This window comes from Longimicrobiaceae bacterium, from assembly GCA_035696245.1.
Taxonomy (GTDB): Bacteria; Gemmatimonadota; Gemmatimonadetes; order Longimicrobiales; family Longimicrobiaceae; genus DASRQW01.
Genome location: DASRQW010000076.1, coordinates 1 through 14,850, shown reverse-complemented (window position 1 = coordinate 14,850; position 14,850 = coordinate 1). Strand labels below are relative to the sequence as shown.

Sequence of the window (14,850 nt, the reverse complement as noted above, 5' to 3'; positions counted from 1 at the left end):
GTGGCGGCGTTCAACGCCTACGCCAACCCCAACTACGGCCGCTTCAAGAGCTGGCTGCAGCGGCCCGACACGACCGGCGCCTTCAAGTCCAACGGCGCGAACTCGCTGGCGGTGCGCGGGGCCATCTGGAGCTTCCTGCGCTACGCGTCCGACCGCGCCAACGCGGGTGACCAGACGTTCTTCAACGCCCTGGTGAACAACGACTTCACCGGCAAGGCCAACATCCAGAACGCCATCGGCGGCGCCAACCCCGACCTGTGGCTTCGCGACTGGACCACGGCCATGTACGCGGACGACAACGCCTTCTCGGTCTCGGCGGAGTACACGACCCAGAGCTGGAACTTCCGCTCGGTGTACGGCGGGCTCGGCGGGTTCCCGCTGGGAACGCGGGCGCTGTCCAACAACGTGCCGCTCACCCTCTCGTACAGCACCGGCGGTGCGACCGCGTACGCCCGCATGGGTGTGCCGCAGTCGGCCTTCGCCACCGTGACCGCGCTCGGTTCGGGGAGCACCATCCCCACCTCGCCGTACTCGCTGGCGATTGTGCGGACGAAGTAGGCCGGACCCTTCCGGCGGCGCGAACGGCCCTCCCCTCGCGGGGAGGGCCGTTCGTCTTTCAGCGCAGGCGAGCGGAAAGATGGAGGCCTTCGCGTCCATCCGCCGATCGGGCGATCAGGGTTTCGATCAGCCGCTCGACGGCACTTCCGATCTACGGGAGATGATCTCCGATGCGCCTCGGGCGTGATCGGGCCTCCCGTTGTCGTCTCGCGAGGGGAGGACGCGCGGCAGGTGCGTCGGTGTGGGGATGCGAAACGGCGGGCGCGGGGAGCGCGGCACGGAGATTGAACCCGGCGGCGCACACGAACTGCGGCGCCCCGGCGCCGCGCCTGCCATTACGGACAAGGGGACTTCCGATGCTGACGGACGGGGAGCGGGAGCAGATCGAGAAGCTGCTGCGGCGCGAGCGGGCGCAGGTGCTGGACGCGATCGGGCACTTCGAGGACACGGACCAGGACCTCGCCGAACGTGCGGGCGAGATCAGCCTGTATCGCACGCACCCGGCCGACATCGGCAGCGAGGCGCAGGAGAAGGAGAAGGACTTCCTGCTCGCCAGCATCGAGGGCCGCCGCCTCTACCAGATCGACGACGCGCTCCGCCGCCTCATCGACGATCCCGAGGGCTTCGGCAAGTGCGAGCGGTGCGGCCGCGACATCGGCTTCGCGCGGCTGGAGGTGATCCCCGAGACCACCCTCTGCGCCGAAGACGCGCAGCTCCTGGAGAGCGCCGACCCGGAGGGCGCGCCCCGGCCGCGCGAGGCGGACGGGAACGCGATGGAGTAGGGGAAGGGCCCTCACCTGGCTCGCACGGCTCGCCTGTCCTCTCCCGCAAGCGGGAGAAGAAACGGGTGTGTCGCGGCCGGTCGTCGGGGGCGGCCGAAGAGTTTCCTCGCGGGCTGGTGGGGGTGGCGGCTCGCGCTGCGCGCTGCGGGGGGAAATCGGACCGGGCTCCGTCGGATGCGGCGGGGCCCGGTTTGACGTTCTGGAGATGTGGATCGCGACCCCGAACGGCAGGCTCACGCGGAGGCGCGGAGGACGCGGAGAACGGCAGGAGGAGCGGGTTGTTCTCCGCGGTCTCCGCGTCTCCGCGTGAGGTCTCGGTGCCAACGCGGGGAAGGTGGATCGGGCCGCTCGCCGCGCATCTGCCGAGTCGCTGCGGACCGGAGGGACGTAGCGTGGGCCTCGCATCTCCCGTCCGCCGTGCATCTCCCGAACGTGAGAGGCGGGGCGGACTGCTATCTATCGATCAACTGCGGTTCGGTGATGCGATGGGAGCGACGCCCTGTCGAGGCGACGGGCGAGGACCTGCGGGTACGGGCGGAGGGAGAACGCGGTCGGGGGACCGATGGGGGATGCGGACCGGCGGCGGCGTGTCAGGCGTAGTCGCTGAGGATCTCCTGCAACGCTTCGCGGGCGCGCATGACGCGCATCTTGAGGGCGCTCACGGAGGCGTCCAGGCGGGGGGCCATCTCTTCGTAGCTGAGGCCCTCCACGTGCTTGAGGAGGAAGGCTTCGCGCTGGGCTTCGGGCAGGCGGGCCAGGGCAGTCTCGACGGCGCGGCTGGCCTCGGCGCGGTCCAGCTCCTCGCCGGGGTGGTCGCCGGGCGGGGCGGTGGCGGTGTCGTCCTTGAGCTCCACCGTGTGCTGGCGGCGGTTCTTGAGGTGGTCCATGCACCGGTTGCGCACGATGCGGAAGACCCACGCGGCGAAGCGCTCGGGCTCGTTGCAGGTGTCCAGGCGCGTGTACGCCTTCACGAAGGCGTCCTGCACCAGGTCCGCGGCGGCGTCGCCGTCGCCCACCATGCCCACGGCGTGGCGGTAGAGCACGTGCTGGTAGCGCTCCACCAGCGGGGCGAAGTGCTCGGCGCGGCCGGCCAGTACGAGCGCGATCAGCTCCGCGTCGGGGCGTTCGGTCACTCGGCGCGCGGGGTCAGGGGGAGTGCGAAAAGAGGCTCGGACGGGCGGCGCGGAAACCCGCGGCGGAGCCCCGGAATTCCCTTGCGACGCCCAGGGGCCGCCGCTATGTTCACGCTCCCGGCCGGCCCGGAGCGTGCATGCCGCGCACGGCCGCAAGGGTGCCGCCGGCGGGGGTGCCCGAAGAGCAAACAATCTATTCTCGCCATCGCGTCTGAGGAAGTCGCCATGTCCACGAGCGGACTTGAAGGGGTCGTCGTCGCGCAGACGAAGCTGAGCCACATCAACGGAGCCGAGGGGGAGCTGATCTACGGCGGGTACGAGATCGACGACCTGGCCCGGAACACCACCTTCGAGGAGGTCTGCTACCTTCTCTGGAACGGATCGCTGCCCAACCAGGCACAGCTCGACGAGCTGCGCGGGCAGCTGGCCGCCGAGCGCGCCATCAGCCCCGAGCTGCTGGCCATGCTCCGCGGCTACCCCACCGACGCCGACCCCATGGCCGCGCTGCGCACCGCCGTCTCGGCGCTGGGCATGTACGACCCGAAGGCCGACGACAACAGTGACGCCGAGAACCGCCGCAAGGCGATCGTCATGACGGCCAAGATGGCCACGCTGGTGGCGGCCTACGACCGTATCCGGCACGGCAAGGAGCCGGTGGCTCCCAAGGCCGGGCTCGACACCGCGGCCAACTTCCTCTACATGCTGAACGGCGAGGAAGCCGACCCGGTCCGCGTCCGCACCATGGACACGGCGCTGGTGCTGCACGCCGAGCACGGCATGAACGCGAGCACCTTCGCCGCCCGCGTGACGGCCGGTACGCTCAGCGACATCTACTCCGCGATCGTCTCCGCCATCGGCACCCTCAAGGGCCCGTCGCACGGCGGCGCGAACGTGGAGGTGATGAACATGCTCCGCGAGATCGACGCGAGCGGCACCGACCCCAAGGAGTGGGTGCTGAACGCGCTGTCCAGCGGCAAGCGGGTCATGGGCTTCGGGCACCGCGTGTACAAGGCGACCGACCCGCGCGCCACCGTGCTGCGCGAGCTGGCCGACCAGATCATGAAGGGCGCCGGCGAGACGCGCTGGCTGGACCTGTCCGACAAGATCCGCGCGGTGATGGCCGAGGAGATGGAGAAGAAGGGGAAGAAGATCTACCCCAACGTCGACTTCTTCTCGGCGTCGGTCTACACCACGCTGGGCATCGGGATGGACCTGTTCACCACCGTGTTCGCCATCGCGCGCACGCCGGGGTGGACGGCGCACCTCTTCGAGCAGTACGCCACCAACCGCCTGATCCGCCCCGAGGCCGAGTACACCGGCCCGCGCGGGCTGAAGGTCAAGCCCATCGGCGAGCGCTAGGCGCGCGAGGGTTCAGGCACGCTCTTCCGGGGCGCGGCGGCAGGCCCGCCGCGCCCCGGCTTTCGTTTCGCACCACCGACCACTCCTCAGAGAGCATATGGCGAACACCTGGCAGCCCACCGTGCCCGCCGACGGCGAGCGCGTCACCATCTCCGGCGGCGTGCTGAGCGTGCCGAGCAACCCCATCCTCCCCTTCATCGAAGGCGACGGCACGGGGCCCGACATCTGGGCGGCGTCGCAGCCGGTGCTGGACGCGGCGGTGGAGAAGGCGTACGGCGGCGAGCGCCGCATCCGCTGGATGGAGGTGCTGGCGGGCGAGAAGGCCTTCGACCTCACCGGCAGCTGGCTCCCCGACGCCACGCTCGACGCCTTCCGCGAGTACCTCGTCGGCATCAAGGGCCCGCTCACCACGCCCGTGGGCGGCGGCATCCGTTCGCTGAACGTGGCGCTGCGGCAGGTGCTGGACCTGTACGCGTGCGTGCGCCCCGTCCGCTGGTTCGAGGGCGTGCCCTCGCCGGTGAAGAAGCCGGGCGACGTGGACATGGTGATCTTCCGCGAGAACACCGAGGACATCTACGCCGGCATCGAGTTCGAGGAGGGGACGGAAGATGCGAAGCGCTTCGCCGCCCTCGTCGCCGAGGCCTTCCCGGACCGCTTCAAGAAGGTGCGCTTCCCGGAGACGAGCGGCTTCGGCATCAAGCCGGTGAGCCGCGAGGGCACGGAGCGCCTGGTGCGCGCGGCGATCCTGAACGCCATCGCCAACGGGCGGCGCTCGGTGACGCTGGTGCACAAGGGCAACATCATGAAGTTCACCGAGGGCGCCTTCAAGACGTGGGGCTACGAGCTGGCCGAGCGCGAGTTCGGCGACCGGACCTTCACGTGGGCGGAGTACGACCGCATCAAGGCCGACCGCGGCGGCGACGCGGCCGACCAGGCGCAGAAGGAGGCCGAGGCGGCCGGCAGAATCGTGATCAAGGACAGCATCGCCGACGCCTTCCTGCAGCAGATCCTCACGCGCGCCAAGGACTACGAGGTGGTGGCGACGCTGAACCTGAACGGCGACTACGTCTCCGACGCGCTGGCGGCGCAGGTGGGCGGCATCGGCATCGCGCCGGGCGCCAACATCAACTACGTGACCGGCCACGCCATCTTCGAGGCCACGCACGGCACCGCGCCCAAGTACGCGGGCAAGGACATGGTCAACCCCGGCTCCGTGATCCTCTCGGGCGAGATGATGCTGCGGTACATGGGCTGGACCGAGGCGGCCGACCTGGTCATCAAGGGCCTGGAGGGCGCCATCGCGAAGAAGACCGTCACGTACGACTTCGAGCGGATGATGGAGGGCGCGACCAAGGTGTCGTGCTCGGAGTTCGGACGGAAGATCGTCGAGAACATGTAGGGCAGGGGAAACATGGCCGGCGCGCGGGGGTTCCAACCCTGCGCGCCGGCTTCGTCCGTCCAGCTCGTCCCGTAACGGTTGCCCCGCCGCGCCCGGACGATGCAGATTGGCGGCTCCGGCGGATGCCGCACGCGCCGCGGCGTACCGCGCGCGTCCTGCATGCCGCAGCCGCACACTCACCGACCTCACGACCCTGGCCATGAAGATCACCGTCGCCCGTTCCGACAGCGCCGTCAAGGAATCGCCGCTCCTGGTGTTGCCCCTGCCCGAGGGCGGCTCGCTGCCCGAGGGCGCCGCGGCGGCGCTGGACGCGGCGCTCGGCGGCATCGTGGCCGCGCTCCTGGCGCGCGGCGACTTCCGCGGGAAGGACGGCGAGACGGCGCTCCTCTACCCGTCGTCGAAGAACGGCGGGCCGGAGCGCGTGCTCGTCGTCGGCATGGGCAAGGCGGACAAGGTCGATGCGGAGCGCATCCGCCGCGTCGCCGGCGCCGGGGCCAAGCAGGCCGCCACGTCGCGCGCCGCGTCGTTCACGCTGCTCCTGCCGGCATCCTCTGTCGACGGCAAGCGGGCGGCTCAGGCGGCGGCGGAGGGCGCGGTGCTGGGCTCCTACACCTTCACCGAGCTGAAGTCGAAGGATGACGACGCGCCGGAGACGAAGGCCGAAGCCGTGACGCTGCTCGTGGACGGCGACACGGCGGCGGCCGAGGCGGGGGCGCGCGTCGGCGAGGTGCTGGCGCGCGCGGAGTGGCTGGCGCGCGACCTGGGTAACCGCCCGGGCAATGTGGCTACGCCCACGTACCTGGCCGAGACGGCGCAGCGGATCGCGCGCGAGGGCGGGCTGAAGTGCACCATCCTCGGGCCGAAGGAGATGGAGAAGGAGGGGATGAAGGCCATCCTCGCCGTCGCCGCCGGATCGGCCGAGGAGCCGCGGTTCATCGTCCTGGAGCACCGCGGCGGGGGCAAGGAGGACAAGCCGGTGGTGCTCGTGGGCAAGGGCCTCACCTTCGACGCGGGCGGCATCTCCATCAAGCCCGCGGCGGGGATGGAGGAGATGAAGTTCGACATGTGCGGCGGCGCCGCGGTGCTGGGCGCCATGCAGGCCATCGCCGAGCTGCACGTGCCGCTCAACGTGGTCGGCATCGTCCCCAGCAGCGAGAACCTGCTGGGCTCCAAGGCGATGAAGCCCGGCGACGTGATCGGCACGCACCTGGGCAAGACGGTGGAGGTGGTGAACACCGACGCCGAGGGCCGCCTGATCCTGGCCGACGCGCTCTCGTACGCGCACCGGTACGCGCCCGCGGCCATCGTGGACGCGGCGACGCTCACGGGCGCGGTGGTGATCGGCCTGGGCCACCAGGCGACCGGCGCGATGGCGAACGACGAGGCGCTGCTCGCCGAGGTGCGCGCGGCGGGCGACCTGGCTGGGCAGAGCTGCTGGCCGCTGCCCATGTACGACGAGTACCGCGAGCAGATCAAGTCCGACTACGCGGACATCAAGAACTCCGGCGGGCGCCCGGCGGGCACCATCACCGCCGCCTGGTTCCTGCGCGAGTTCGTGGGCGACTTCCCCTGGGTGCACCTGGACGTGGCGGGCACGGCCTGGGGCGACGGCAAGCTGCCGTACCAGGCCAAGGGCAGCACCGGCGTGCCCACGCGCACCTTCGTGGAGTGGGTGCTGGCCCGCGCCGGATGAACGCTGCCCGGATGATCCGCTCCACCGCCTTCCGCCTGGTCCTCGCGCTGGCGTGCGCGCTGCTCGCGGCGCCGCTCGCCGGCCAGGCCGTGCCCGCCCCGCGCGACACGGCCAAGGCCCCGCCGCAGGGCATCCCCGTACGCACGGAGCGCGACACCGTGCCCCGCGCGCGCCGCGACTCGCTGCCGGCCGGGCGCGACACCGCCGCCGTGCGCATCCCCGGCGAGGCGCGGGCGAACGACACGCTGCCGGACAAGGCGGCGCACGACACCGTCCCGGCGGACTCGACGCTGCCCGCGCCCAACCTGCCGGAGTACCGGCGGCGCGGCGGCGGCAGCTGGAGCGGCGTGTGGACGTGGGAGAAGCGCGACCTGGACTACTTCCACGGGCTCTCCCTCCTCGACCTGCTGGAGCGCGTGCCCGGCGTCTCCGTGACGCGCTCGGGCGACTTCGGGCAGCCGGCGGGCGTGTCGGCGTACGCGCTGGGCGGCGGGCGGCTGCGCATCTACATGAACGGCTTCGAGATCGTGCCGCTGGGCACCGGCACGCTCGACCCGCAGCAGATCGCGCTGGTGGACGTGGAGACGGTGCGCGTGGAGCGTGAGCTGACCGGCATCCGCGTGGACATCACCACGTACCGGCTGGAGGACCGCCGCGCCTTCGCGCAGATCGAGGCGGCCGACGGCGACTTCAGCACCCGCATCCTCCGCGGATTCTTCGCGCGCCCCATCGGCGCGTCGAACGTGGTGGAGGCGGGCTACGACGTGGTGAGCACCAGCGGCTTCCTGCGCCGCTCGCAGTACAGCGCCAGCACCGCCGTTGCCCGCTTCAGCCACCTCTTCGCCCCGGACCGCGGCGTGGAGATCGAGTACCGCAGCGGCAAGTTCGACCGTGGCACCAACTCGACCGCGCTGACGTTCCCGCTCAGCGCGGACCGGGCGGACCTCATCCTGCGCGGCCGGGCGCGGCTGCCCGGGAACCTGATGCTCGACGCGCAGGTGGGCCGCACCACCCTGAAGCCCGCGCCGTCGGACTCCGTCACGCCCAGCGAGAGCCAGGTGCAGGCCTCCGCCCGGGCGACGCTCACGCTGCCCGTGGCGACGCTGCAAGGCGAGGCGAGGCTCTTCCGCGCCGGCCACGGCTACGCGGGCGACGGGGCCGAGCTGTCGCTGCGGGCCGACGCGGGCTTGTCGAAGTTCGTCGCGGCCACGGGCGAGTTGCGCAGCGTCACCTCGCAGGGCACCACGGGGCTGGAGATGGAGGGCGGGGTGCGCGTGGGGCCGTTCGCGGGCTTCTCCGCGTTCGGGTCGGTCGCGGCGGGCAAGCGGCCGCTCACGTACACGGCGGACTCGGTGCGGACGCGGCTCACGTTCGGCGGGCTGGGCGGAGTCGTGCCGAGCACGGTCGTGGACACCATCGTCGGCTTCCGCACCACGTCGGGGTCGATCAACGCGGCTCGCGTCGGCGCGGAGTGGTCGCGCGGCACGGCGCTGGTGGGCGCCGCGGCGGTGCGGACGGACGCGGACCAGGTGGTCCCGTTCGGGCTGGGCTTCGACCCGGGCCTGGCGCCGGTGCAGGCGGGCGCCGTCAACTCCATCGAGGCGTACGCGTCGGTGCCCATCTACTTCCAATGGGCGCGGCTGGACGGCTGGTACTCGCGCACGGCGGACACCGGCGGGCGGCCCTTCCTTCCTGTGGACAGGGCGCGGGCGGGCATCACGTTCCACAAGGTGTTCTACACGGGCAACCTGGAGCCCACCGCGCGGGTGGAGGCGCTGGTGCGCGGGCCGGCGACCACGCTGGGCGTGGACAGCCAGGGACGGCTGGACTACAGCGGACAGACGCAGCGGTACGCGCTCTTCAACTTCTACCTGCAGATCCGCATCATCGACGTGCGGCTCTTCCTGCAGACCGAGAACCTGATCGGCCGCCGCACCGCCGCCGACATCCCGGGCCTGTTCCTGCCCGGCACGCGCAACATGTACGGATTCCGCTGGTTCTTCCGCAACTGACGCGGGGGCTTCCCCCGGATGGTAGATTGATGGACGGCGAGGGACGGGGTGGATGATCCCCGTCCCTCGCGCGTTCGGGAGATGCGGGGCTGGCGAGACGCCTGGCGGCTGAAGCCGCGGCTACGACGGCGCGAAGCCCACCGTCGTGGGCTGCTCCGGAGAGTTGGATCCGTTTCGGACCCGTCACGGCAGACGTGAGACGAGCCCGCAAAGATCGTCCCGCATCGTTGGACGGATCCCGATTTGCTGGCGGGTCTTCTCGGAATCTACCGAAGCGACCACACGCGCGTATTGCGCTCAACCTACGCGGACCGCATGCATCTCGAGTTCGAGGCAGTGGAGCTTCCGACCAAGCACGCCTTCAGCATCGCGCGCGAGGGAGCGCGGACGCGCGTGTCCGTGTGGGTGCGCGTGCGCGACGAGGACGGCGCGGAGGGCTGGGGCGAGGCCGCGGCGACGCCTTTCTACGGCGAGACGGCGGATACGGTGCAGGCCGTGCTCCCCGCGTACGCCCGCGCGCTGAACGGCGGCGGCGCGTTCGCGCTGGAGCGGCTGGAGGCGGCGATGGTGAAGGCCGTCAACCACAACCCCGCCGCGCGTTCGGCCGTGTCGGCGGCGCTGCACGACCTGCTGGGCAAGCGCCTGGGCGTGCCAGTGTGGAAGATGTGGGGCCTGGATCCCGCCGCCGCGCCCGTCTCGTCGTTCACGCTGGGCATCGACGAACCCGACGTGATGCGCGAGAAGCTGCGCGAGGCAGCGGCGTACCCCATCCTCAAGGTCAAGGTGGGCGGCGCGCGCGACGAGGAGGTGCTGGCGCTCATCCGCGACGAGGCGCCGGACAAGGTGCTGCGCGTGGACGCCAACACCGGCTGGACGGCAAAGCAGGCCATCGCCGCGCTGCCGATGCTCGCGGACTACGAGGTGGAGTTCGTGGAGCAGCCCGTGGCGAAGGACGACCTGCTGGGTCTGGCCGAGGTCCGCCGCGCGTCGCACATGCCCATCATCGCAGACGAGTCGTGCGAGACGGCTGCGGATGTGGCGCGGCTGGTGGGCTGTGTGGACGGCGTGAACATCAAGCTGGCGAAGTGCGGCAGCCTGCGCGAAGCCATCCGCATCGTCCACGTGGCCCGCGCGCACCGGATGAGCGTGATGCTGGGCTGCATGGTCGAGTCGACGCTCGGCATCGCCGCCGCCATCCAGCTCGCGCCGCTGGTGGACTACGTGGACCTGGACGGAGCCGCGCTCCTGGCGAACGACCCGTTCGCCGGCCCCGGAATGGAGCCCGACGGCCGCCTGCGCTTCAACGACGCCCCCGGCCTCGGCGTCACCCGCGCACCCTGACCCTCGACAGCGCATCTCCATGTAGGGGTGCGATTTATCGCATCCGATCCGCCTCCGGATGGATGGAGGTTCTGCGCCGGATGCAGGTCGAGACGGCACACGCCGGGGTACGGCAGATCACCGATGTCGCGAGGGTTGATCGGAATGTGAGGCACCGCTGCCTACGGTCGATGAGGTGCGTCGGGTTATCGCCGTTCCGATGATGGGTTGCGCGCGGAAGGTTACGGATGCGATAAATCGCACCCCTACAACAGGATAGGTCGTTTCGGCGCGGTGGCGGTGTCGCGTCGGCGGGCGGGCCGACACGCAGGTCGGCCCCTACCATGCTGGCCGTGCGGTGCGGGTCGTGACCTGATCCCGGCCGCGAGGTTGGGCGAGACCGCGAGGATGGTGTGGGAGCAGCCCGCGCAGGCGGGCTTCGCGCGGTTGTAGCCCGCGCGTTCACGCGCCAGGGCGATGCCGCCGCGATGATGTTTGGCATCCTGTCGGGGCGCGCACGTGCATCTCGGGACCACGTCCGGCATCGCTTCGTTGACCACGAGCGGTATCGGATCGCAGCATCCTTCGCCAGACCGAATCACCGGGCAGATGTTCGTAGAAGTCGCCATCCCGCTCCCCATCCCGCGGACGTTCACGTATTCCGTCCCCGAGGAGATGCGCGCCTCCGTGCAAGCGGGGGCGCGCGTCCTCGTGCCGTTCGGCGCGCGGGAGCGGATCGGGTGGGTGGACCGGGTGGTGGCGAGCGCGTCGTCTCCGCGCATCAAGCCCATCAACGGCGTGCTCGACGTGGCGCCCTCCGCCACGCCCACCATCCTCCGTCTCGCGCGCTGGATCGCGGACTACTACGTGGCCCCGCTAGGCCAGGTGCTGCGGACCGCGCTTCCCGCCGGCCTCGCGGACTCGTCCACCGACTTCGTGGTCGCGACGGCGGACGCATCTACCGACGTGTCCACGCTGAAGCCGGACGAGGCGCGCGTGCTGGGGTGGCTGCGCGCCAAGGAGGGCCCGCAGCCCGTCGCCCGCCTGCGCCGCGAGCTGGGCGACAAGGTGTGGTGGCCGGCCATCCGCGGCCTCGAATCCGCCGGGGCGCTGCGGGTGGAGACGGAGGCGCCGCGCGTGGAGCCGCCGCTCAAGACGCGCCGCGTGCTCCGCATCGAACGCGAGCTGCTGAGCATCACCGCGCGCGACGAGATCTTCGGGCGCGCCAAGCGGCAGCGCGAGTGCTTCGAGGTGGTGGAGGAGATGGGCGGCAGCGCCGACGTGGCGCACCTGCTGGAGCTGGGCTTCTCGTACGCCATCATGAACGGTCTGGCCGAGAAGGGCGTCTGCGCGTTCGCCGAAGAGGAGGTGCCGCGCGACCCGTACGCCGGGGTGAACCTGCCGGCGGCGCACGTGCATCGCCCCACCGCGCACCAGGCCGGCGTCATCCGCGAGCTGGTGGAGGCGTCGCGCACGAAGGAGCCGGGCACGTTCCTGCTGCGCGGCGTCACCGGCTCCGGCAAGACGCTCGTCTACATCGAGCTGCTGCGCGAGATCGTGGACCGGCAGGGCAAGACGGCCATCGTCCTCGTCCCCGAGATCGCGCTCACGCCGCAGACGGTGGGGCGCTTCAAGTCGGTGTTCGGCGACCGCGTGGCCGTCCTCCACTCGGCGCTGTCGGACGGCGAGCGGTACGACGAGTGGCGGTCGCTGCGCGCGGGCGAGAAGCAGATTGTGGTTGGCGCGCGCTCCGCCATCTTCGCCCCGCTCCAGAACCTGGGCGCCATCGTGGTCGACGAGGAGCACGAGGGCACGTACAAGCAGGCCGAGGCGCCGCGCTACCACGCCCGCGAGGTCGCCGTCGTCCGCGCCCGCCTGGAGGGCGCCGTCTGCCTGCTCGGCTCCGCCACGCCGTCGCTGGAGAGCTGGGCGAACACGCAGGCTGGCAAGTACCGCCTGGTGGAGCTGCCGGAGCGTGTAGGCGGCCAGCCGATGCCGCCCATCCGCGTGGTCGACCTGCGCGTGGAGCGCAAGCGCCAGGGTGCGACCACGGGCCCGCTCCAGGAGAAGTCGCCCACCATCCTCTCCGACGTGCTGGTGGACGCCGTCCGGCAGCGCATGAGCCGCGGCGAGCAGACGATCCTGCTGCTCAACCGGCGCGGCTACGCCACGTTCGTGCAGTGCCGCGAGTGCGGCAACGTGTGGCACTGCCCGCAGTGCAACGTGTCGCTCACCTACCACCGGCGCGGCAACAAGCTCACCTGCCACTACTGCCTGCACGAAGAGGCCGCGCCGCAGCGCTGCTCGTCGTGCGGGTCCGACGACCTCAGCTACCGCGGTGTGGGGACCGAGCAGGTGGAGCGCGCGGTGGGCGACGCGTTCCCGGCCGCCCGCATCGCGCGGATGGACGTGGACACCACCGGGGCCAAGTGGGCGCACCACGACATCCTGGGCCGCGTGGAGCGCAACGAGGTGGAGATCCTGCTGGGCACGCAGATGATCGCCAAGGGGCTGGACTTCCCCAACGTCACGCTGGTGGGCGTCATCAACGCCGACGTGGGCATCAACCTGCCGGACTTCCGTGCGACCGAGCGCACCTTCCAGCTTCTCACGCAGGTCGCCGGACGCGCCGGGCGCGGGCCCAAGGGCGGCGAGGTCTTCATCCAGACCGCGCTGCCCAACCACTACGCCATCACCTGCGCCGGCGAGCACGACTTCGTGGGCTTCGCGGAGCGCGAGATGGAGGCGCGGAAGCAGCCCGCCTATCCGCCGTACGCGCGTCTCGTCAACGTGGTCGTGAGCGGGCTGGAGGAGACGGCCACGCAGGAAGCCGCCGTGCAGGTGGCGGACTGGCTGCACGGGCTGCTGGAGGCGCGGAAGATCGACGCCGTCAGCATCGTCGGCCCGGCGCCGTGCCCCATCGACCGCATCCGCAACCGCTGGCGCTGGCACCTGCTGCTGCGCTCGGACTCGGCGAAGGTCCTTGGAGACGTCGCGAAATACTTCTTCCAGCGCTTCGCCCTGCCCAAGTCCAAGGCCGACCTCCGCATCGCCATCGACCGCGACCCGGTGGCGCTGCTGTGACGGATCGCATCGAAGCCCCATCTGCCGATCCTGAATCGGTGGAGATGCAAGGCGATTCAGTAGATGTGCGGCGTCCCGTGCCGACCGCAGTTCCGGCGGATGCGGATCACTGTGAACGTGAAAATTCTCACGCCGACGACCAGACGCACGGAACTGCGTTGAATCGAGACGTCGCCGATCCGGAGCGTCCGACGGCTTCTGTAGATGTGGCGGCTTCCGCCGGTTCGGGAGATGCCCGGCAGCCCTGGCGCGATGCCGTGGTCGTCGGCGGAGGCGTGGTCGGGCTCTGCGTGGCGATCCGGCTGCGGGAGCGCGGCGTGCCCGTCCGCATCGTCGCGGCGGAGATGGCGACGGACGCGATCCGGCCGAAGAGGGCGGGGGAGTGGCCGCCCAGCCCCGCATCTCCCCGCGCGGCGGCGGTGTGGTACCCGTACCGCGCGGAGCCGCCGGACCGCGTGGAGCGCTGGGCCGTCGACACGCTGCACGAGCTTCGCCGCATCTCGGCTGACCTCGCGGCGGGCGTGAGCGACATCGTGCTCACCGAGCTGTTCGCCGCCCCCGCGCACGACGAGGGCTGGCACGGCGCCGTGGGCGTCGAACGCATCCGCGAGGGCCTGGCTGAAGGCGCCGTCGAAGCCCTGCGCATGCGCGTGCCCATGATCGACACGCCCATTTATCTCCCGTACCTCGTCCGCCGCTTCAAGACGGCGGGCGGGACGATCGAGCGGCTCGTCGTCCACGACCTCGCGGAGCTACGCGCGGAGGGACGGCTCGTCGTGAATTGCACCGGCCTGGGCGCGCGCCAGCTCTGCGGCGACGAGGCGGTCTACCCGGTGCGCGGCCAGGTGCTGCGCGTGGAGAAGCCGTCCACCCCGCACCACGTCGTCCACGACACACCCGCGGGCGAGGTCACATACGTCTTCTCCCGATCTGGCGACTGTATCCTCGGCGGCACTGCGGAGGACGACGTGTGGGACGAGACGACCGACGACGCGACGGTGGATGGCATCCGCGCCCGCTGTGCCGCCCTCGTGCCGGAGACGGCCGGGCTGCGCATCCTCGAACGCGCCGTCGGGCTGCGGCCCGCGCGCCACGGCTCCGTCCGCGTGGAGGCGGAGGAGATGCGCGGCGGCTGCCTCCTGATCCATGACTACGGCCACGGCGGCTCCGGCTTCACCCTATCCTGGGGCTGCGCCGACGAGGTGCTGCGGCTGGCGGGAGTTCACCGGCTGGGCGGTGGAGACGGGACGGTCGGAAGATGAGAATGCGCTCGAGGAAGCTCGCATTCGGCTCGCTGTACATGAGCGGCATCTTGCTCCCCGTCGTTCTGGGGAGACGATGAGGGGGGCCCTCTTTTCTTCGTCTGGTTTCTAGAAGTCTGTTGAAAAACGCTGCGCCTCAGGGTGTGAAGCGGTAGATTGAGGGAGCGAATCTACTGGTGAACTCCTCTTCTGCGTAGAGCGATGCTCGGGCGAAACGACACTCCGCTGGAGCTGTTCCAGATGGTGGA

At 71.0% G+C, this 14,850-nt stretch carries 10 protein-coding genes; 9 read left to right on the top strand and 1 reads right to left on the bottom strand.

Annotated features, from left to right (window positions below):
* Both VFE05_03695 and VFE05_03690 read left to right on the top strand, forming a co-directional pair.
* On the top strand, positions 1-558 hold a 558-nt coding region (locus VFE05_03695; protein ID HET6229156.1), incomplete at its 5' end, for a hypothetical protein.
* 356 nt (positions 559-914) lie between these two features.
* Positions 915-1,340, top strand: a complete 426-nt coding sequence (locus VFE05_03690) for a TraR/DksA C4-type zinc finger protein (protein ID HET6229155.1) — start codon at positions 915-917, stop codon at positions 1,338-1,340.
* Between the two features lie 590 nt (positions 1,341-1,930).
* On the opposite strand, the gene VFE05_03685 is transcribed toward VFE05_03690, so the two are convergent.
* A complete protein-coding gene (locus VFE05_03685) occupies positions 1,931-2,473 on the bottom strand; it encodes an RNA polymerase sigma factor (GenBank protein HET6229154.1) in 543 nt (180 codons plus the stop codon).
* A gap of 225 nt (positions 2,474-2,698) precedes the next feature.
* Here VFE05_03685 and VFE05_03680 point away from each other — a divergent pair, with 225 nt between their 5' ends.
* The 7 genes from VFE05_03680 (at position 2,699) to VFE05_03650 (ending at position 14,602) form a co-directional block, all read left to right on the top strand.
* Positions 2,699-3,832 carry a citrate/2-methylcitrate synthase gene (locus VFE05_03680; GenBank protein HET6229153.1) on the top strand — a complete coding sequence of 378 codons (1,134 nt, stop codon included), beginning with the start codon at positions 2,699-2,701 and terminating at the stop codon, positions 3,830-3,832.
* Positions 3,833-3,929: 97 nt separating this feature from the next.
* Positions 3,930-5,231 carry an NADP-dependent isocitrate dehydrogenase gene (gene icd / locus VFE05_03675; GenBank protein HET6229152.1) on the top strand — a complete coding sequence of 434 codons (1,302 nt, stop codon included), beginning with the start codon at positions 3,930-3,932 and terminating at the stop codon, positions 5,229-5,231.
* A gap of 199 nt (positions 5,232-5,430) precedes the next feature.
* On the top strand, positions 5,431-6,924 hold the full coding sequence (locus VFE05_03670) for a leucyl aminopeptidase (GenBank protein HET6229151.1): 1,494 nt from the start codon (positions 5,431-5,433) through the stop codon (positions 6,922-6,924).
* On the top strand, positions 6,921-8,936 hold the full coding sequence (locus VFE05_03665; protein HET6229150.1) for a TonB-dependent receptor plug domain-containing protein: 2,016 nt from the start codon (positions 6,921-6,923) through the stop codon (positions 8,934-8,936). Before VFE05_03670 ends, VFE05_03665 begins: the two co-directional genes overlap by 4 nt.
* 315 nt (positions 8,937-9,251) lie before the next feature.
* Positions 9,252-10,277: a dipeptide epimerase gene (locus VFE05_03660; GenBank protein ID HET6229149.1), complete on the top strand. Its 1,026-nt coding sequence runs from the start codon at positions 9,252-9,254 to the stop codon at positions 10,275-10,277.
* 588 nt (positions 10,278-10,865) lie between these two features.
* Complete coding sequence (gene priA, locus VFE05_03655; protein ID HET6229148.1) at positions 10,866-13,340, top strand: primosomal protein N'; 2,475 nt, start codon at positions 10,866-10,868, stop codon at positions 13,338-13,340.
* A 158-nt stretch (positions 13,341-13,498) separates the two neighbouring features.
* Positions 13,499-14,602, top strand: coding sequence for an FAD-dependent oxidoreductase (locus VFE05_03650; GenBank protein HET6229147.1), 1,104 nt, complete (start codon positions 13,499-13,501; stop codon positions 14,600-14,602).
* Positions 14,603-14,850: the final 248 nt, after the last annotated feature.